General features: G+C 62.3%; 15 protein-coding genes, 1 tRNA gene and 1 pseudogene. 9 read left to right on the top strand and 8 right to left on the bottom strand.

The window, feature by feature from the left end:
* Window positions 1-222: 222 nt before the first annotated feature.
* Window positions 223-1,017 carry a DUF1428 family protein gene (locus Q0D31_RS24000; RefSeq protein ID WP_366518524.1) on the top strand — a complete coding sequence of 265 codons (795 nt, stop codon included), beginning with the start codon at window positions 223-225 and terminating at the stop codon, window positions 1,015-1,017.
* Window positions 1,018-1,135: 118 nt separating this feature from the next.
* Here Q0D31_RS24000 and Q0D31_RS15300 read toward each other — a convergent pair whose 3' ends face one another.
* A complete protein-coding gene (locus Q0D31_RS15300; protein WP_291852496.1) occupies window positions 1,136-2,023 on the bottom strand; it encodes a LysR family transcriptional regulator in 888 nt (295 codons plus the stop codon).
* A gap of 136 nt (window positions 2,024-2,159) precedes the next feature.
* Between Q0D31_RS15300 and Q0D31_RS15295 the strand changes: the two genes are divergently transcribed.
* Both Q0D31_RS15295 and Q0D31_RS15290 read left to right on the top strand, forming a co-directional pair.
* Window positions 2,160-3,137 carry a tripartite tricarboxylate transporter substrate-binding protein gene (locus tag Q0D31_RS15295; protein WP_291852493.1) on the top strand — a complete coding sequence of 326 codons (978 nt, stop codon included), beginning with the start codon at window positions 2,160-2,162 and terminating at the stop codon, window positions 3,135-3,137.
* A 46-nt stretch (window positions 3,138-3,183) separates the two neighbouring features.
* Window positions 3,184-4,059, top strand: coding sequence for a class I SAM-dependent methyltransferase (locus Q0D31_RS15290; protein ID WP_291852490.1), 876 nt, complete (start codon window positions 3,184-3,186; stop codon window positions 4,057-4,059).
* Between the two features lie 53 nt (window positions 4,060-4,112).
* On the opposite strand, the gene Q0D31_RS15285 is transcribed toward Q0D31_RS15290, so the two are convergent.
* The 3 genes and pseudogenes from Q0D31_RS15285 to nhaA form a co-directional block, all read right to left on the bottom strand.
* Window positions 4,113-4,403 carry a hypothetical protein gene (locus tag Q0D31_RS15285; RefSeq protein ID WP_291852487.1) on the bottom strand — a complete coding sequence of 97 codons (291 nt, stop codon included), beginning with the start codon at window positions 4,401-4,403 and terminating at the stop codon, window positions 4,113-4,115.
* A gap of 257 nt (window positions 4,404-4,660) precedes the next feature.
* Window positions 4,661-5,068: pseudogene (locus tag Q0D31_RS15280) on the bottom strand (cysteine hydrolase); the annotation flags it as partial.
* 446 nt (window positions 5,069-5,514) lie between these two features.
* On the bottom strand, window positions 5,515-6,723 hold the full coding sequence (gene nhaA / locus Q0D31_RS15275; RefSeq protein ID WP_291852484.1) for a Na+/H+ antiporter NhaA: 1,209 nt from the start codon (window positions 6,721-6,723) through the stop codon (window positions 5,515-5,517).
* A 463-nt stretch (window positions 6,724-7,186) separates the two neighbouring features.
* Between nhaA and Q0D31_RS15270 the strand changes: the two genes are divergently transcribed.
* Complete coding sequence (locus Q0D31_RS15270; protein ID WP_291852481.1) at window positions 7,187-8,275, top strand: DUF2254 domain-containing protein; 1,089 nt, start codon at window positions 7,187-7,189, stop codon at window positions 8,273-8,275.
* Between the two features lie 434 nt (window positions 8,276-8,709).
* On the opposite strand, the gene Q0D31_RS15265 is transcribed toward Q0D31_RS15270, so the two are convergent.
* On the bottom strand, window positions 8,710-10,332 hold the full coding sequence (locus tag Q0D31_RS15265; protein ID WP_291852478.1) for a winged helix-turn-helix domain-containing protein: 1,623 nt from the start codon (window positions 10,330-10,332) through the stop codon (window positions 8,710-8,712).
* A 424-nt stretch (window positions 10,333-10,756) separates the two neighbouring features.
* Between Q0D31_RS15265 and Q0D31_RS15260 the strand changes: the two genes are divergently transcribed.
* Window positions 10,757-11,416, top strand: a complete 660-nt coding sequence (locus Q0D31_RS15260; RefSeq protein ID WP_291852475.1) for a peroxiredoxin — start codon at window positions 10,757-10,759, stop codon at window positions 11,414-11,416.
* A gap of 70 nt (window positions 11,417-11,486) precedes the next feature.
* Window positions 11,487-12,797 (top strand): NAD(P)/FAD-dependent oxidoreductase, encoded by a 1,311-nt coding sequence (locus tag Q0D31_RS15255; protein ID WP_291852472.1) that lies wholly within the window; start codon window positions 11,487-11,489, stop codon window positions 12,795-12,797.
* 145 nt (window positions 12,798-12,942) lie between these two features.
* On the opposite strand, the gene Q0D31_RS15250 is transcribed toward Q0D31_RS15255, so the two are convergent.
* The gene (locus Q0D31_RS15250) at window positions 12,943-13,515 is read right to left on the bottom strand and encodes a molybdopterin-dependent oxidoreductase (protein ID WP_291852469.1); all 573 of its coding nucleotides are present in this window, start codon (window positions 13,513-13,515) and stop codon (window positions 12,943-12,945) included.
* A 275-nt stretch (window positions 13,516-13,790) separates the two neighbouring features.
* Here Q0D31_RS15250 and Q0D31_RS15245 point away from each other — a divergent pair, with 275 nt between their 5' ends.
* On the top strand, window positions 13,791-14,663 hold the full coding sequence (locus Q0D31_RS15245; protein ID WP_291852466.1) for a LysR family transcriptional regulator: 873 nt from the start codon (window positions 13,791-13,793) through the stop codon (window positions 14,661-14,663).
* A 48-nt stretch (window positions 14,664-14,711) separates the two neighbouring features.
* Here Q0D31_RS15245 and Q0D31_RS15240 read toward each other — a convergent pair whose 3' ends face one another.
* Window positions 14,712-14,954, bottom strand: coding sequence for an ABC transporter substrate binding protein (locus tag Q0D31_RS15240; protein WP_291852463.1), 243 nt, complete (start codon window positions 14,952-14,954; stop codon window positions 14,712-14,714).
* A gap of 487 nt (window positions 14,955-15,441) precedes the next feature.
* On the opposite strand from Q0D31_RS15240, the gene Q0D31_RS15235 reads away from it, so the two are divergent.
* Together Q0D31_RS15235 and Q0D31_RS15230 are read left to right on the top strand one after the other, a co-directional pair.
* Window positions 15,442-15,753: a hypothetical protein gene (locus tag Q0D31_RS15235; protein ID WP_291852460.1), complete on the top strand. Its 312-nt coding sequence runs from the start codon at window positions 15,442-15,444 to the stop codon at window positions 15,751-15,753.
* A 343-nt stretch (window positions 15,754-16,096) separates the two neighbouring features.
* On the top strand, window positions 16,097-16,447 hold the full coding sequence (locus tag Q0D31_RS15230) for a hypothetical protein (protein WP_291852843.1): 351 nt from the start codon (window positions 16,097-16,099) through the stop codon (window positions 16,445-16,447).
* 192 nt (window positions 16,448-16,639) lie between these two features.
* Here Q0D31_RS15230 and Q0D31_RS15225 read toward each other — a convergent pair.
* A tRNA-Met gene (locus Q0D31_RS15225) sits at window positions 16,640-16,716 on the bottom strand.
* Window positions 16,717-16,884: the final 168 nt, after the last annotated feature.

Here is a 16,884-nt window from a genome sequence, read left to right as displayed (position 1 = left end):
CGCCCTGATATAGCAATGCGATCCGGCGTGGCAAGATTGGCGGGGGCTGCCGAAGACCGATGGCGGCCGCCACGTCGGATCAAGGCGCGGCGAAACGGTCGCCCGTCGGCGAAGTAAAAAAAATCGAAGCAGCCTGTCGGGATGGCTGCACCTCCGCCGTCCTTGGGGCAGATCGGCCGGCAATCAACATTCACCACACCATCAAATATCGGAGATTGGAGCATGAACGTCTACACCGACATCTTTGTCGTTCCGGTGCCAAAGGCCAGGGCCGCCGACTATAGAACGCTCGCCGAGACGGCCGCGAAGGTCTGGCGAGAGCATGGCGCGCTGTCCTATGTCGAGGTCGAGGCCGACGACGTGCAGCCCGGCAAGTGGACCTCGTTCCCCCGGAGCGTCGACCTCAAGGACGACGAATTTGTCATCGTCGCGCTCATCTCCTACCGCTCGCGTGCGGACCGGGACGAGGTGAACGCCAAGGCGATGGCCGATCCCCGCATGAAGCAGCTAGATCCGCAATCTCTGCCGCTCGACGGCAAGCGCATGTTCTGGGGCGGCTTCAAACCGTTCGTCGGCCGGCACCACACTGCCGCTCCGGCAGTGCAGCCCTATCTGTTTTTTCGCGGTCGCTGCGAGGAAGCGATGAACTACTACAGGGATACACTGGGCGCGCGGATCGGGCTCGTCATGCGCTTCAAGGACAATCCCGACAAGCCGCCGCGCGACAAGGTACCGGCTGAGTTCGACGAGCGAATCATGCACGCCGAGATCAGCATCGCCGGCACCGACCTGATGATGTCGGACGGCATGAAGTCGGGGCCAATCGATTTTCAGTGCATGTCGCTGTCGATCAGCGTCGCTACGGAAGCCGAGGCCGACCGCCTGTTCCAGGCGTTGGCCAGGGATGGACGAATCGAGATGCCGATCGGTCCGACGTTCTTCGCCAAGCGTTTCGGCGCCGTCGCCGACAAGTTCGGGGTCTCGTGGATGATCATGGTGCCGGCATCATCGTGGTAAGCCCGGACCGCATGCTCGCTAGGCAGCGCGCCGCGTCGCATCAGGCGCGGTGAAACGTCACAGCTTGCGGGTCTCGTCCCTGGCAAATCAGATCGCCTGACCCTTCGAGCGTGGCTTCTCAGCCCAGAACGGACCTTACCAGCTCTCGTTCTGCGAGAATGAAGTCGAAGAAAGCCGCAATACGAGGAACACGCCTGAGGTCAGGATGGGTCAGCAGGCGCCAGCTTCGCGACAGTTCCGGAATTGGTCCCAGCACCCGCACGAGATCCGGTTCTGCGTCGCCGAGCACCGCAGGTAGCGGCCCAAGGCCGAATCCCGACTTCACTGCCTGGATGAGGCCCAGCACGCTGTTGGTGCGTGCCGATATCCTGGCGTCCGGCGCGACGTTCTGGAGCCATACCGATGCGCGGTGCGTGCTGAGCGTTTCGTCGAAGCCGACAAGCTGATGGTTTGGCAGATCATCCACCTTCTCCGGCCTTCCAAACCGTTCGATGTAGCCGCGGCTGGCATAGACAGCCCAGATCGATTCCGCGACCTTGCGGCCGACAAGTTCATCGTCGGTATCGCCGGACCGGAAGGCGACATCCGCCTCGCCTTTCGACAGGTCGAGGTAACGATCGCTCGTCACAAACTCGATTCGAAGCTTCGGATGGCGGAGCTGGAAGCGTTCGATCAGCGAAGACTTCGTCATCCGGCCTATGATCGGCTCGGGACAGGTCACCCGGATGGTGCCGGTGAGATCATGGGCCTCATCGGCTACCCGGCGCTCGAAGTCGATCACGGTCGCTTCAATGCGCTCGGCGTAAGGCATCAGTTCCTCGCCGAATTCCGTGAGGCGATAGCCTGACGGATTACGCTTCACCAATGGTTGCCCGATCGCGCGTTCCAGCTCGATCAAACGCCTTTGCACCGTCGATTGACTGAGCCCCAGCGCTTTTCCAGCTGCGGTCGTGCTGTGATGCCGAGCAACGGCCAAGAAATACTTCAAATCGTTCCAATCGAACATTGGCCATTATGCACTTCTGCGGCGGGGCACCGCAATCCCACGGCTGTCGCTTTTGCCCCGGTTGTCTAGGTTTCCGGCGCTTTGATGAGGCGACCACGATCCGTTTCCTACTGACACGCGCATCCGGGAGATCGAGATGAAAAGCCAATCGCGACCGCTGATTCCGTTGTTGATCGCAATATGCGTCGCGTCGACCGCCATCTCGCAGCCGGCCAGGGCTGAATGCGGTCAACCCGTCAAAATCATTGTATCGTACCCGCCAGGGTCGCCCGACGATGTGGTCGCAAGGCTGCTTGCGCAGAAGCTTTCCGAGGCCGGCGAAAAGTTCTATGTTGAGAACATGCCAGGGGCCGGCGGGATGATCGGCACTGCTGCGGCCGCCAGGGCGGCGCCCGACGGCTGCACGATGGTCATCGTCAATCCAAATTTCGTCGTTCAGGCCGCCATCGGCGAAAAGCTTTCTTACGAGGTTCCCGGCAGTTTTACGCCGGTCATACTCCTGATATCGGCGCCTGAAACGATTTCGATCAACCCCTCCGTCGCCGCGACCACCATCAAGGAACTTGTCGCTCTGGTGAAGGCGAGCCCCGGCAAGTTGAATTACGCGTCGCCTGGCTATGGCTCTTCACCGCATCTGGCCAGCGAACGGCTGTTCAGGAATACGCTCGGGCTCGACGTCGTGCACGTGCCGTTCCAGGGTGGGCCTCCAGCCGTCACCTCGACGGTTGCCGGGCACACGCAGATTCTGCACCTCGCTCTCCCGGTCGTCGCCCCGCTTGTGCGCGATGGAAAACTTCGTTTGCTGGCGGTTGCCGACAAGACGCGCGCACCGGAATTCCCCGATGTTCCAACCCTGGAAGAGGCGGGAGTACCCGGCCACGAGGTTGGGTTCTGGAATGGGATCCTGGTGCCCAAGGGAACCCCTGACCACCTCGTCAAGCGCCGGCATCAGCAGATTGTTCAGATCATGTCGACGTCAGAGGTGAAGGACAGACTGCGAGCACTCGGATACAAGCCGGTCAACAATTCGCAGCTACAGTTTGCCACCCATCTCCAGACCGAACTGGTCAAATGGAAAGGCATTGTCCGCAAGGACGCCGTCAAGACACAATGAGTGCAAATTAAAAGCGCGCCGCTGCAACCCATTGGCTGGAGATACCATGAACGGCAAGTCTTCTGGTGACGATGATCTGGCCACCGCGGCGATGCGCGCGCCATGGAACGAGACGGCGAAGGGCTGGAATGAATCTGGCGCCATCATTCGCCCCTGGCTGCACCAGGCGACGCAAGCCATGCTCGAAATGGCGGGAGTTAGACGTGATTCCCACGTGCTCGACGTGGCCGCCGGCGCCGGCGACCAGACGCTGGACATCGCTGAGAAAATCGGTCCCCAGGGCCACGTGCTGGCCACGGATCTCTCGCCGGCGATGCTTGAACTTGCAGCACGGCAGACGGCAGCCGCGGGTCATCACAAGGTCGAGACGCGCATTTCGGACGGACAAGAGCTGCGTGTCGAAGACGCACGGTTCGACGCCGTGGTCTGTCGGCTCGGCCTGATGTTCTTCGAGGATCCCCTGCGGGGACTGCGCGAAATGGCGCGGGTGCTCAAACCCGGGGGCAGAGCATGCACCATGGTATTCGGCGCGCCGCAGGCCAATCCCTGTGTGACAACGCTGATGTCGACGGCGCTAAGATACGCCGGCCTGCCGCCGCGCGATCCGTATCAGGCCGGTGGACTGCTCAGCCTCGGCAAACCCGGCCTCATTGACGAACTTTTCAGCGAGGCGGGATTCAGCGAAATTGCGACAATAAGAATCGCGGCGCCGTTCAGCCTGCCGACCGTCAAACACTATGTGAACTTCGTACGAACCTCGGCAGGTCCGATCGTGGAAATTGTACAGCGCCTGGACTCGGCCACGGCCGAAGCAGCGTGGGCCGACATGGAGCGGGCGCTCAGCAAATATCAAGGGCCGAGCGGATGGGAAGGCCCCAATGAGTTGCTGCTAACGGCAGCGCGAATACCTGGGCGCCATTAAGCCCCGCCATCCGGTGGCTGCCGGCCACCCGGATCGGGCCGCGCCGGCACGGCTCACAGCTTGCGGGTCTCGTCCCTGGCGAATTCGAGCTGGCTTTCGAGGATGGCGATCTGCCGGTCGAAGCCGTTGCCGCCGGCATCGCCCATCATGCGCGAGACCTCGCGCGCTTGGCGAAGCGCCAACTCCAGCATCAGGATGACGTCGCCGATGTCCCGCTTCGCCTTCGCGTGAATGTCCGTAAACCGGGAGATCAGTTCCGGGATCGGCGGGCCAACGTCGCCCCGATGAGGCGCCGCGGGCGCCCCTGACGATTGCGGCGCCGGGAAGGTTACGATGTTTGACATGGGCGGGGGTCTGCTCACCTCGATGCAGCGCGCAACCTGGCGCGTTGGACGCAAAACTAGGTCAACAAGGTTAGCAATGGCTGAGGCCGCGCAGCGACAGCGCCGGCCCGAATCTGCCATGTCGCGGGCGGCAACTTACATCGTCGGCACCACCGCCGGTGCTGGTACGCGGGTGCGGCTTGCATGCGCGTCCTTGCGACGGCCTCAGCGAGGCCATGGACTTATGCGGGAGCTCAACCCGGATCAGTTTCCAGTCTTCACCGCAGCGCCGCGATCACCGCGTCGGTCCTGGTCACCGCAGAGACGTTCTGCAGCGCATAGTTGATCGAGGCGTTGTGCCAATCCGCGCTCATGGTGGAGCAAGAATCCTCGGGCACGACCATCACATAGCCCTTGTCGGCACCGGTGCGCGCGGTGTGCTCGATCGACATGTTGGTCCAGGCGCCGGTCACGATCACCACGTCGCGGCGCAGGCTTTTCAGAATCGTCTCGAGCCGGGTGCCTTCCCATGCGCTCATGCGGTCCTTCTCGACGACATGGTCACCGGCCTTGCGCTCCAGCCCCGGCACCGGCGCGGACCCCCAGGTGCCGCGCTCCAGGGCCCGGCTCTCCAGCAGGCCTTCGAACAGCGGCGCATTCATGGTCACGCCCGGCGCGCCCGGCTCGCGCGGCCCCTTTTTGCCGAGGCTCGAGGACTGAACCGCCGCGTAGTCGTCGCGAGGGTTCAGCACGAGCCTACCTCGACACGCCCTGGAATGGCCGTCGAGCAGGTCCGTTCGCATGATGGACAGTCTGATTTTTTGTGCGGAGCGCCGGCGCGCGCGAGCAGCTTCCGGGGGATGGCGAGGCGAAGTCTTGAGGGGTCGCGATGCGGGTTCTCGAACCCGATCACCGGCAACGATGGCTGCTGAGCGTGCATCGCTGTGGCCACGCCGCAGCGCCGAGAGGTGTGAGGAATTCGCGATGCCTCATTCGATCGTCGACCGGCACCCGACGCCCTTTGGTCCGCACACGCGGCCAGACAGTGGGGACAAGGATCGGTCCTCGCCGCCACCAGCGCGGACGTGAACTCGGCCGAGACCATTTGTCGCTCGGCAGCGCACGCACGCGATCAGCGTCCGGGCCGCGCCAAGCGCAGCAGCGCCGCCCCGGCGAGAGCTGATGCCACCGAGCCTGCAAGAACGCCGAGCTTGACGCCGTCCTGGAGCGCTTCCGATGCCGGAAAGGCCAGCAGCCCGATGAAAAGGCTCATCGTGAAGCCGATACCGCAGAGGAGCGCCACGCCATAGAACTGAGCCCATGTGGCGTGAGCCGGAAGGTCGGCGAGGTTGAAGCGAATCGCTCCCCAGGCGAACGCGAACACCCCTAATTGCTTGCCGACAAAGAGACCGAGCGCGATGCCGAGGGGCACGGGGGCAAGGAGTGCCGCCGGGCTCATGCCGGAAAACGAGACACCGGCGTTTGCGAAGCCGAACACGGGCACGATGAGGAACGCGCTCCAGGGCTGAAGCGCGTGTTCCAGGCGGATCAACGGGCAGGCCGCACCCTCGGGTCTGCCAGGCGTTGGGGTGAGCGGGATCGTCGCGGCCAGGAGCACGCCGGCGATGGTGGCGTGCACGCCCGAAAAAAGCACCAACACCCAAAGGATCGCACCCGCGACGAGATAGGGAGCAAGGGCCACAACGCCGGCGCGATTGAGGCCGATCAGAAAAGCGAAGACGGCCGCCGTTCCGGCGAGCGCGGGCACGGAGATGTCGGCGGTATAAAACAAGGCGATGATTGCAACCGCCCCTAGATCGTCGAGGATGGCAATGGCGGTCAGGAGCACCTTGAGCGACACCGGGACACGGGAGCCCAGCAGCGCCAGCACGCCGAGCGCGAAGGCGATGTCCGTCGCGGCCGGAATCGCCCAACCACGCAAGGTAGCCGGCTCGCTCCAATTAAAGGCGACGTAAATCAGCGCCGGCACCAGCATGCCGCCGAGCGCGGCGAGGCCTGGCAAGGCGCGGTCGGACCAGGTGCGCAACTGACCATCGAGAAGCTCGCGCTTGATCTCCAGACCGACCAGGAGAAAGAACAGCGCCATCAGGCCGTCGTTGATCCAATGCAGCACCGAAAGCGGGCCCAGATAGGCTTTGAGCGCGCCGAAGTAGGAAGGGGCCAGAGCGGAGTTCGCCACCACGAGCGCCAGCACCGCAGCCGCCATCAACACGAGCCCGCCCGCGGCCTCGCTCGACAGAAGGGTTCGGAAGGCCGAAGCCTGCCCGCGGCGAGCGGGCCGGTGCCCCTGATGCTGGCGCGGCGGTCCGGCTTGCAGCATGCTACCTTGCGCGCGGCTGGTTCGGTAGAGCCCAGAAGAAGGCTTCAAAAAGGCCTTCGATCTTGCGCAGTGTGGGTTCGACGGCCTCGCCGTTCATTTTGCCTCCAGATTGATCGGTCGGGACGAACGACCGAAGTGGAAGTCGGTTCCATGTTGATAGAGGCACCAGCGATCTCCGTTAGCATGATGTCGCCGGTAGCGTCGAGCCTTGTCCGGACGGGTGGTAGTTCTGCTAACCTGAAGTTCAGCCGTCATTGGAGGCGCTTATCTCCTACCTGTCGACCACACGACTGATCGGCCTGTGGGATCGCTTGCGCACCAGTTTCTGGTTCTTGCCCTCGGCGATGGCCTGCGCTGCCATTGGGCTGTCCTATGCTCTTGTCGAGGTCGATGAGGGGCTTAGCGTCGAGCGATCCGCGAGCTGGATTGGCTCTACAGCTTCGGACCGGAAGGCGCGCGGGCCGTGCTCTCCGCCATCGCAGGGTCGATGATCACGGTCGCTGGCCTCACCTTCTCGATCACCATGCTGACGCTGCAACTCGCCTCATCGCAGTTCGGGCCGAGGCTCCTGCGCAACGCCATGCGCGATCGGGGCAACCAGGTCGTTCTCGGCACCTTCATCAGCACCTTCGCCTACTGCCTCCTCGTGTTGCGCACGGTGCGGGGAACGGAGGGCGCGAGCAGCGTGCCTCACCTATCGGTCGCGGTCGGCGTGCTGCTCGCCCTCGCGAGCCTGGGAGTGCTGATCTATTTCATCCATCATGTCGCAAACGCGATCCGCATCGAGACGGTGCTGGCGCAGTTGGCAACGGAGACAAACGCCGCAATCGACCAGCTCTATCCCGAGCGCCTCGGGCAGGACCCGCCAGACGATGCTCCGCGGGCGGCTCGGCGGGACGCGTTGGGCGACTTCGCCGATCGCGAAGTATGCATCCAGGCGGCCGAGAGCGGCTACGTGAAACGCCTCGACACAGAAGCTCTGATGCGCATGGCAACCGAACACAACCTCGTGGTCTGGATCGAGGCCCGGCCCGGCCGGTTCGTGATCGAGCAGCAGGTTGTGCTGTCCGCCTCACCATCCAAACGCATTCCGGCCGAAATTGCGGACGCATTGAGGGGGACCCTCGTTATCGGTCCGGACCGCTCGCCCGATCAGGACGTGGCGCACGCTCTTCGCCGCATCGTCGAGATTGCCCAGCGCGCCCTGTCCCCCGGCATCAACGACCCGACGACCGCTATATATTGCCTGGACCGCATGGAAGAAGCGCTCATGCGTTTGGCGGCACGCGATGTGCCCCCGCCGACGCTACGACAAAGAAGGCCGGCTGCGTGTCGTGACCGAGGTCGAGACCCTCGAAGCCTTGGCATGCCCATCGCTGGTTGCGGTGGCGCGCTACGCCCTTGCCGACGCCGACGTGATCAGTCGCATACTCGCCCTCATCGAGACGGTGGGCCGGATCGCGCCGGCCGGAGCGGCCGCGCAACTCGCCGCGCTCGGCGAGGCAATCAGGCCCGACAGCGCGCAGCTGCTCGATCTTTCTTACGACCGTGATCGGCTTACTTCAGCGGCATCTAGCCCGAATGCCGGTATGGGCCGTCGGTAGCGCCTTCTGGGCCGAGAACCACGGGTTCTGCCGAACACCCACAAGCGGGCACCGTGAAGTGTGCTGCACCCTCTGCGAGATACGGCAACGGGTGAAGGATTGCAGCGCTCTTGGCGTGGGCTGCCGCGGAACGAGCAAGAAGGGTTTCGCCCTCAACGTACCCCAAGCGGCGCCACTCCCTTTGCAAGATCGAAAAGGTGGGATGGCTCGGGTTGACCGTAACGGGGTGAACGTATCCGATTTTTCCCTGTGAGGCCTGCGCCGCAAGCTCTTGCGGCCAAGCGATTATCACGGCGCTGATAGTGGCGATGAAAACCCGGCGGTCGATCATACGGTGAGTGTCCGGCTTCTGGGTTCCGCAGGCACGGGATCGCGGCAAGCTTCAGCGTTTTGCCGTGCGCGCGGACCTCTCGGGGATTCCAGCCTTTCTGAGGCCATCGACCGCGAGGTCGATGTAGGACTGCGGGAAACTGTACACGCGGTGCTCCATGACCGCCTGTTCGAGATCGAAAGCCGGATAGAGTTCGAGAAGCTTTTTGACAGCCGCGCAGGCATTCTCGACATCACCAAGCTGACCGTAGGTGTAGGCCAGCTCCACCTGATTCCACCACCAGCCCGGCAAGTTCATGTTCTTGAATTCGGCAAGCGCTTCCTGGAACTCTCCCTTGCGGTAGTGGTCCTTGCCGAGCGCTGCGTGCCACCAACGTGGGTAGCCCTTCGGGTTCAACGCAATCGCTTTTCTTACCAGCACCACACCGTCTTCCCAACGGCCGGAGAAGGCCAGCCAGTTCCCCAGGTTCCCCAGCAGCAGCGGATCATGTGGGTTCAGCTCTAGCGCACTGGACGCCTCGGCATAGAACAGATGCAAGTCGCGCATGACGTAGGCGGCCCTCGCCATCGCAAACCGAGATACGGGATTCGCGGGCGCAAGGTCTATGGCACGGCGCGCAGCAACGAGCGCTGCCTCGAGCGGATCTAGGCCAGCCCTTGCGTTATAGCCATAGGTGTATTCCAACGTGTGCACCCAGGCGAGAACGGCCCATGCCGCAGCGTAATCCGGCTCTTTTGCAACTGCAGCTTCGAGGCAGGTGCGGGTAGCGAGATGCGTAGCGGCCGAGAAACCCGACTGCATGACCTCGTTCGCCCGGACAACGCTCTCATAGGCGCTCAATTCGCTTGGCGGCTTTCCGCGTCCTTGGCCAAGTGTCTCGCGCGCGATCACACCGGCCGAGATCGACGCAATCGTTGCGACGATCTTGCTTGCGATATCATCCTCGATTGCAAATATGTCCGCCGGAGCGAGCAGGGCTTCATAGTTCTGGGCCCAAAGCAGTTGGCCATCGGCTACCCTGATCAAATGCGCCGTGACCCGCATCCGGTCGCCCGCCTGCCGCAGGCTGCCCATCACAACGAATTCCACGCCGAGCCTTCGCCCGATGTCGCCAATGTTGGCTTCGGTGCCTTCGTACTCGGTTGTGATGGCCCGAGTCGCGACGCGCAGTTCGGAATATCGCGTCAGTTGGGTGGCGACCTCCTCGACAATGGCGTCGCCGAGGAATTTCGAATTTATCTCGCAGGAGACATTATTGAACCGCAGGACGGCAATGCGGGGTCCCGCCGGCATGCCAAAGGCCGCAATGGGCGCATCTTCCGAAACCGCCGACGCCACTTCTGCCTTACCGTCAACCGCGGCAGGGGTCTGACTGACCTCGCCAACGAAACGAAACCCCCTGCCCCTGATCGTGCGTATGAAGTGCTGGGAGGCGCCGCTGTCGCCGATCATCTGCCGAACCGACTTGATGCGGCTGTTGAGCGCCGCGTCGGACACGGCCCGGCCGTACCAGATGCGATCGTTGATCTCATCCTTGGTGACAAGCCGATCCCTGTTCTCCAGCAAAAGCAGCAGCAAGTCGAATACTTGCGGCTCGACCGGCACGGCCTTGCCGCTGCGCCGCACCTCGTAGGCGTTGGTATCGATCGAGCAGTCATTGATGCGAAAGATCATTGCGAAACCATTCGATACCAAACACCGCGACGTCCGCGGGCCGTTGGTCCTTCGGTCGTTGGAGGAATATCATACCAAGAATTCAGGTTTTCTACAGCAAAAATTCAGATCCGCTCCAAGCTCCGACCAGTCGTTGGCGCTATGTGCAGGCAGCGCCGTGCGCGCTTCCGTCCCGAACGCCATCGACTGGCACGAGTTTACATCAAGGAGATCAAAATGATGTTTCGCGTTGGCGACGCGGCGCCTGACTGACGCTCTCAGGGTCTATAAGGCGCACTCAACTCGCGTTTGAAGAAAACCAATTTGCATCGGCCATCGTCAAGATGCATCCAAGCTGGCTGTAGCGTATCGGCCCTTCCGACCGCTCAACGGGACCGATAACCGATCGGATCAGTCCGAACAAAGCTGGGTTAGGAGAACGAAAATGGTTTTGCGCATTGGCGACACCGCCCCCGACTTCGAGGCCGACACCACGGAGGGGCTCATCCACTTCGACGAGTGGATCGGCAATTCCTGGGCCGTGCTGTTCTCGCATCCCAAGGACTTCACGCCGGTTTGCACCACCGAGCTCGGCTACATGGCCAAGATCAAACCGGAGTTCGAGAAGAGGAACGTCAAGATCATCGGCATCTCGGTCGACCCCACCGACAGCCACGCGAAGTGGGCGAACGACATCAAGGAGACGCAAGGGTATGCCCCCAACTATCCGATGATCGGCGACCCCGAGCTCAAGGTATCCAAACTCTACGGCATGCTCCCCGCCGAAGCCGGCGACCGGTCCGAAGGCCGCACCCCGACCGACAATCAGACGGTTCGCAACGTGTTCGTCATCGGGCCGGACAGGAAGATCAAGCTGATCCTAACCTACCCGATGACCACAGGCCGCAACTTCGACGAAGTTCTGCGCGTGATCGACTCGCTGCAGCTTACCGCAAATCACAAAGTGGCGACGCCGGTTAACTGGAAGCAAGGCGATGACGTGATCATCGCCGGCTCCGTTTCCGACGAAGACGCCAAGAAGCAATATCCCCAGGGGTGGAAGGCACCCAGGCCCTACATCCGCATCGTGCCGCAGCCGCCGTAGCACGGCGTTCCCTTGCCTCGCAGATCGTTGATTGCGCGCTAGCTATGGCTGTTGAAACTGGGAGATACAGATGTCGAGGCTCACACGGCGCGAGTTCGGAAAGGTTGTTGGCGCAGGCGGTGCAAGCGTTATCGCCGTATCAGGGCTGCCTACGTTCGCGATCGCCCAGCGGACGCCCAAGGTCGTCATCATCGGCGGCGGTGCCGGCGGTGCGACGGTGGCGCACTACGTCAAGGATGCCAGGAATATCGATGTCACGCTGATCGAGGCGAACTCAACCTATAGCTCCTCGTTTTTTTCAAACCTCTACATCGGCGGAATCCGCTCGCTCGAGAGCCTCGATCATGGCTATGCCCGGTTGCGCAACCACCAGATCAAGGTGGTTCACGACCGGGCTACCGATGTCGACGCGGTCGGCAAGACTGTAAGAACGCAGGGCGGAACGAGTTTCTCTTACGACCGGCTGGTGCTCTCGCCGGGCATCGATATCAAGTACGACTCGGTCCCCGGCTATTCGCGGGAAGCCGCCGCGCTCTTTCCGCACGCCTACAACACCGACCGCGCGCAGAAGCAGCTCTTGAAGCGGCAACTCGAAGCCATGCCGGACGGTGGCGTCGTGTTGATGGTGACGCCGAACGTTCCGTTCCGTTGCCCGCCCGCGCCCTACGAGCGCGCCTGCATGATAGCGCATTACCTCAAAACCAGAAAGCCCAGGTCGAAGCTCGTTATCCTTGATCCCAAAAAGGCGTTCTCGAAGCAGCCGGTTTTCACCGAAGCCTTCGACAAGTACTACAAGGACATCATTGAGCTGAACCTGAGCACTGAAATCGACGACTTCACCGTCGTCCGGCTCGACGGCAAGGCCAGGGAGGTCGAGACCAAGGCCGGCAGGAGGGTAAGGTTCGATGTGGCTAACATCATACCGCAACAGCGCGCCGGCGAGATCGCGGTCAGGGCCGGCTGTGCCGAGAAGGACTGGTGTCCGGTCAATCCGGAAAACTTTTTGTCCCGAAATGTTAAGGATGTGTACGTTCTGGGCGACGCCTCGATTGCCGCCGAGATGCCGAAGTCGGCCTTCTCCGCAAACAGCCAGGCCAAGGCGGTCGCGGCAGATATCCTGGCCGAGCTCGCCGGCAAGGAGAGATTCCCGGTCCGCTACCACAACACCTGCTGGTCGCTGCTGGCGCCCGACGACGCCGTGAAGGTCGGCGCAACCTATGCACCGAAGGACGGCAAGCTGGATCCTTCGGGCTCGTTCGTGTCTCAGAAGGGGGAGGATGCCGGCCTCAGAAAACAGAACTACGCGGAAAGTACCGGCTGGTACGAGAACATCATCGCCGACATGTTTGCAGCGACTCCATCGTCCCGAAGCAAGGGTTGATGTATCGGCGGAATGACCGCGCATATTGGCGGCGCGCCGCCAAGCGGCAGCGCCAGCTTGCCGGATCGGGAATCGAACACCGCCCGATTCCTTGTGGCCGCCGATGGCGCCGACCGGAAACCGGTCCCCTTGGAGTTTCGTCAGATCAGGATTGACGTTCGACAATTCTTGCCGCGCGTGCGTACGAGGCCAAGGTGAGGGGAATAAGCGCCCGGTAGGCGTAGCGATAGAGCCAGCCCGGCAGGATCCGCCCGCGCTCCTCGTATGCGACGCGTGCGCGAGGATGAGCGAGCGTCTGCCGCTCCGCGCGCCCGCGGCGATAACTGGCCAGAAACTCGACGCGATTGACGTGTTTGGGGTTCTTGTAGCCATAGAGAGCGGGAGCTACGAGACGAAGCGGCGCGCCGTGTTCGAGCGACAAAGGTTCGCCATTGAGCTGGTCCGCCAGCAGAGTCTCGGCGTCGACATCACGCCGGTCGATACAGACCTCGTATCCATCGAGCGACACGAAACGCATATATCGAGCCGCCTGCTGAGGCCGCGCTTGCGGCAGAACAAGCGTGTTCATCACGTCCTCAAGGCGGTACCCACCCCACCTGACACCAGCCCGAGTCCACGTCGTGACACAGTGGAAGTCCGCAATGACCTCATGACGTGGCAGAACGCCGAGCGCAGCCAACTCGAACGTGACCGGCTTTTCCACCAGCCCGTGGATCATTATCGCGGGTCGCTCCGGCACAGTAGGCCACCGATCGGCAAAGAACGGAACCCCAAATCGAGGAAAGAAGTCGATCGCTCTCTGGCCACGCGGGAGATCTGGGCGAGACATCGCGACGGAAACCTCAACAATCAGCAATTCCCTCGACCGCCCCATGCGCCGGGAGCAAGCGGGTCCTAGATGCCTCTTGACGATGGCCGATGCAAATTGGTTTTCTTCAAGGGCGGGTTGAGTGCGCCTTATGGACCCCAAGACCGTCACCGGAGCTCAAGCCGATGCTGGATATCGACTTGCTGAGGACCTTCGTGGCGATCTTGGAGACAGGGAGCTTCACGGCTGCTTCCGACGTGGTCCGACGGACGCAATCGGCCCTTAGTCTGCAGATGAAGAAGCTTGAGGAGCAGGTCGGCCACCCGCTGTTGAAGCGTGAGCCCGGTGGCATCAAGGCAACGGCCGAGGGGGAGCGCCTTCTGATTCATGCCAAGCGCATCTTGCGCGCGCACGAGGACGCAATCCTGGATTTCAGCAGGGCGTCCGGCACTGCGGGCAACCTGATACTCGGCATATCCGCGGACTACGGCCAGGCTCTTCTGCCGCGCGTTCTGCGCGTGCTGGCTAGCTCCTATCCAAAGCTCTCGGTCGAAGTGGTGTGCGGCCCTTCCCATGATCTGTATGAGATGTGCACGGACGGACGAGTGGAGATCGCCTTCGTCGGAGAGGGCGAGGGCCTGGGGCAAAGCCCTGTGCTTCACCGCGAGCGTCTCGTCTGGGCGACGGGAGGCGACGCGCACAACGAAGACCCCGTTCCGCTCGCGCTTCTTCCAGCTGAGGATTCCAACTATCGCCGGTGGGCGCTCGACGCCCTCGCTCGCGTGGGACGGCGGCACTGGATCGCCTACACCTCCTATTCACTGGCGGGGCTCCAGGCCATTGTGCGCGCTGGATACGCTGTTGCAGTCATGGCGGAGTCCGCCCTGGTAACCGGGATACGCGAGCTCGACGACGCAGAGAATTTCCCACCGCTACCACTGCTCGAAGTGCGCGTTACGCGCTGCATTGCCAAAGATTCCCTCTTTCTGCGGAATCTCGAGGCGTCCTTGATCAAACAACTCAGCGAGGACGTGAGCAATCACCATCTTGTCGGGTAACCCGATCGTTGGGTGGTCAGCAAGAAGCCTATACACAGACAGCCTCACCTACTCGGTCACATCGTCGGCGCGGGCGAGCAGCGTCGGCGGGATGGTAAGGCCGAGCGCCCTGGCCGTTTGGAGATTGATGACCAGTTCGAATCTCGTCGACTGCACGACCGGCAGGTCGGCGGGTTTCGCTCCCTTGAGGACGCGGCCGGCATAGACGCCGACCGGGCGATAAGCGTCCACAAGGCTGGTTCCGTAGCTGATCAGCCCCCCTTGCACCGTGAACTCACGAAATTCGTACATCGCCGGCACCGCATGGCGCGCGGTACCCCAAACGGCACCACTCCCTTTGCAAGATCGAAAAGCTGGGATGGCTCGGGTTGACCGTGACGGGGTGAACGTATCCGATTTTTCCCTGTGAGGCCCCGCCGCAAGCTTTTGCGGCCAAGCGGTTATCACGGCGCTGATAGTGGCGATGAAAACCAGGCGGTCGATCATACGATCCTCGTCAGAATGCATCGGATATCGTGCATCTGATTGCGCCATCCCTGCGGCAGGGCGACTGACCAATCGTGGCGGCGATATGGGGACGGGTAAAGAATCACCCGGTTGGGCGCTTTCGTGCAGAGCTGACCAATTTCTCAGACTCTGCGCTTGAAGGACGGCGCAGGCAAGATCGAAAAATCTCCGGGCGCGGGACGGCAGCGCCCAGTCATCCGTTCGGATGATGCGGCACGATCAAGACCATGAAAGCGTCAGCACGTGAAGGTCGAAGCAAGGAGCACGTGCGATGGTGCGAAGCTCATCAAGAATGATCTCTCTTCCGCATGTCGTTGTGGTTGCCGTCGTTACTATCTGCGGCCCGGCACATGTGCCGATGGCCGGTACGACGCTTGACCCTCGGCAGTCATGGCCGGTTGGCAAGACAGCGGCGCCGGCGTCCATCGAAATGATCGCTGCCGCGCCAAAGGGCATGGCTGTCGCCGTGCCCGGGCCAGCGACAGCATTGGCGCAAAAATCTTTCGCCTTCGGCTACCTCGAGTTCGACTGGGACCCGAACGCGCCGGGCGGCGTGCCCGGCTTCGATTCGTGGCCACGTTGAGGGCGGCCGCCGGCCTCCAACAAAGAACGCTCGGCCGACGAGCAGGACTCTCAGGCTTTCTGAACTCGACGGGAGTTTCTCCGGGTCCGACGGCGTTGCCGGATCCGGCCCGTTGCCGGGTTCGCCCCGTCGTGCCGGTCAACACCGGAAAAGTGACTTTTGCGTCTTCGGGCAACAGGAGCTGATGATGGAGATAACTCTCGAAGGCGTGGCTTTCTTCTGCCTGATCGCGGCGCACCCTCTGGCTGTCATCGCCGTTCACAATGCGCGGCGGGAAGCTGAAACGCCCGAGCCCTTGATCCCCCCGTCGAGGCCCCTATCCGCCAGAAGCAGGATATCTTTCATGATCGCCATCCTGACGGTGTCGGGCCTCAATTCAGCTCAGGCCGACAGCAACCCGGACGGGCCGCTTGCAGGTTCGCCCATCAAGTCGTGGCTTCAGAGTCTCAAGAGCGGCAAGGGGCCGTGCTGCTCCACCACAGCCGGAGGACCCCTTGCAGATGTCGGCTGGGAAAGCGTAAACGGCCACTATCGCGTCCGCGTCGAAGGAGCCTGGTGGGAAGTGCCTGACGATGCTGTCATTACCGAACCGAACCATGCCGGTCGAACCATGGTCTGGCCTGTTTATACCTGGGGGCTCGACGGACCTGAACATGTCGAGATCCAATGTTTCATGCCCGGAGGCATGACGTAACGGATTGGTGCGGCTTCAGCAACGTCGCCGCCGGGCTGCGCGTTTCAGTATGCGGCCCGCGCTTCGTCGGCTTCGCGTCGATTGCCCAGCCGAAAAAACGTCAAGAATTCGCGACACCGCACACCAACGCGGAAAAGCCGCCCGGAACGAAGGACGGCCTTTATGAAGACCTCATGAAACCAATATCAGGTTTGGTTGCGGGGACAGGATTTGAACCTGTGACCTTCAGGTTATGAGCCTGACGAGCTACCGGGCTGCTCCACCCCGCGTTAAACCGTTGCAAGCCTTCCGAAAACCGAACCTGAAATGAACCCGGCCAACGCCTGTTGGGCGCCGATCGATCCCGTCCAGAGGCTTCCTGAGAAGACGACCCGGGCCGAAGCCATCGGGTGCGAGGGGTATGTACCAACGTCATCCCGCTTTGGAAAGGGGCAAGG

The organism is Bradyrhizobium sp. (assembly GCF_022844465.1).
In the GTDB taxonomy this organism is placed as follows: domain Bacteria; phylum Pseudomonadota; class Alphaproteobacteria; order Rhizobiales; family Xanthobacteraceae; genus Bradyrhizobium.
Note: the sequence above shows the minus strand (reverse complement) of the source record. Positions and strands in the feature narration are given on the sequence as shown.

What these genes read in the sequence shown, in the direction of transcription:
- Q0D31_RS24000 (WP_366518524.1), top strand. Translation starts at nt 223, where the DNA reads ATGAACGTCTACACCGACATCTTTGTCGTTCCGGTGCCAAAGGCCAGG.
- Q0D31_RS15300 (WP_291852496.1), bottom strand. Translation starts at nt 2,023, where the DNA reads ATGTTCGATTGGAACGATTTGAAGTATTTCTTGGCCGTTGCTCGGCAT.
- Q0D31_RS15295 (WP_291852493.1), top strand. Translation starts at nt 2,160, where the DNA reads ATGAAAAGCCAATCGCGACCGCTGATTCCGTTGTTGATCGCAATATGC.
- Q0D31_RS15290 (WP_291852490.1), top strand. Translation starts at nt 3,184, where the DNA reads ATGAACGGCAAGTCTTCTGGTGACGATGATCTGGCCACCGCGGCGATG.
- Q0D31_RS15285 (WP_291852487.1), bottom strand. Translation starts at nt 4,403, where the DNA reads ATGTCAAACATCGTAACCTTCCCGGCGCCGCAATCGTCAGGGGCGCCC.
- nhaA (WP_291852484.1), bottom strand. Translation starts at nt 6,723, where the DNA reads ATGCTGCAAGCCGGACCGCCGCGCCAGCATCAGGGGCACCGGCCCGCT.
- Q0D31_RS15265 (WP_291852478.1), bottom strand. Translation starts at nt 10,332, where the DNA reads ATGATCTTTCGCATCAATGACTGCTCGATCGATACCAACGCCTACGAG.
- Q0D31_RS15260 (WP_291852475.1), top strand. Translation starts at nt 10,757, where the DNA reads ATGGTTTTGCGCATTGGCGACACCGCCCCCGACTTCGAGGCCGACACC.
- Q0D31_RS15255 (WP_291852472.1), top strand. Translation starts at nt 11,487, where the DNA reads ATGTCGAGGCTCACACGGCGCGAGTTCGGAAAGGTTGTTGGCGCAGGC.
- Q0D31_RS15250 (WP_291852469.1), bottom strand. Translation starts at nt 13,515, where the DNA reads ATGATCCACGGGCTGGTGGAAAAGCCGGTCACGTTCGAGTTGGCTGCG.
- Q0D31_RS15245 (WP_291852466.1), top strand. Translation starts at nt 13,791, where the DNA reads ATGCTGGATATCGACTTGCTGAGGACCTTCGTGGCGATCTTGGAGACA.
- Q0D31_RS15240 (WP_291852463.1), bottom strand. Translation starts at nt 14,954, where the DNA reads ATGTACGAATTTCGTGAGTTCACGGTGCAAGGGGGGCTGATCAGCTAC.
- Q0D31_RS15235 (WP_291852460.1), top strand. Translation starts at nt 15,442, where the DNA reads ATGGTGCGAAGCTCATCAAGAATGATCTCTCTTCCGCATGTCGTTGTG.
- Q0D31_RS15230 (WP_291852843.1), top strand. Translation starts at nt 16,097, where the DNA reads ATGATCGCCATCCTGACGGTGTCGGGCCTCAATTCAGCTCAGGCCGAC.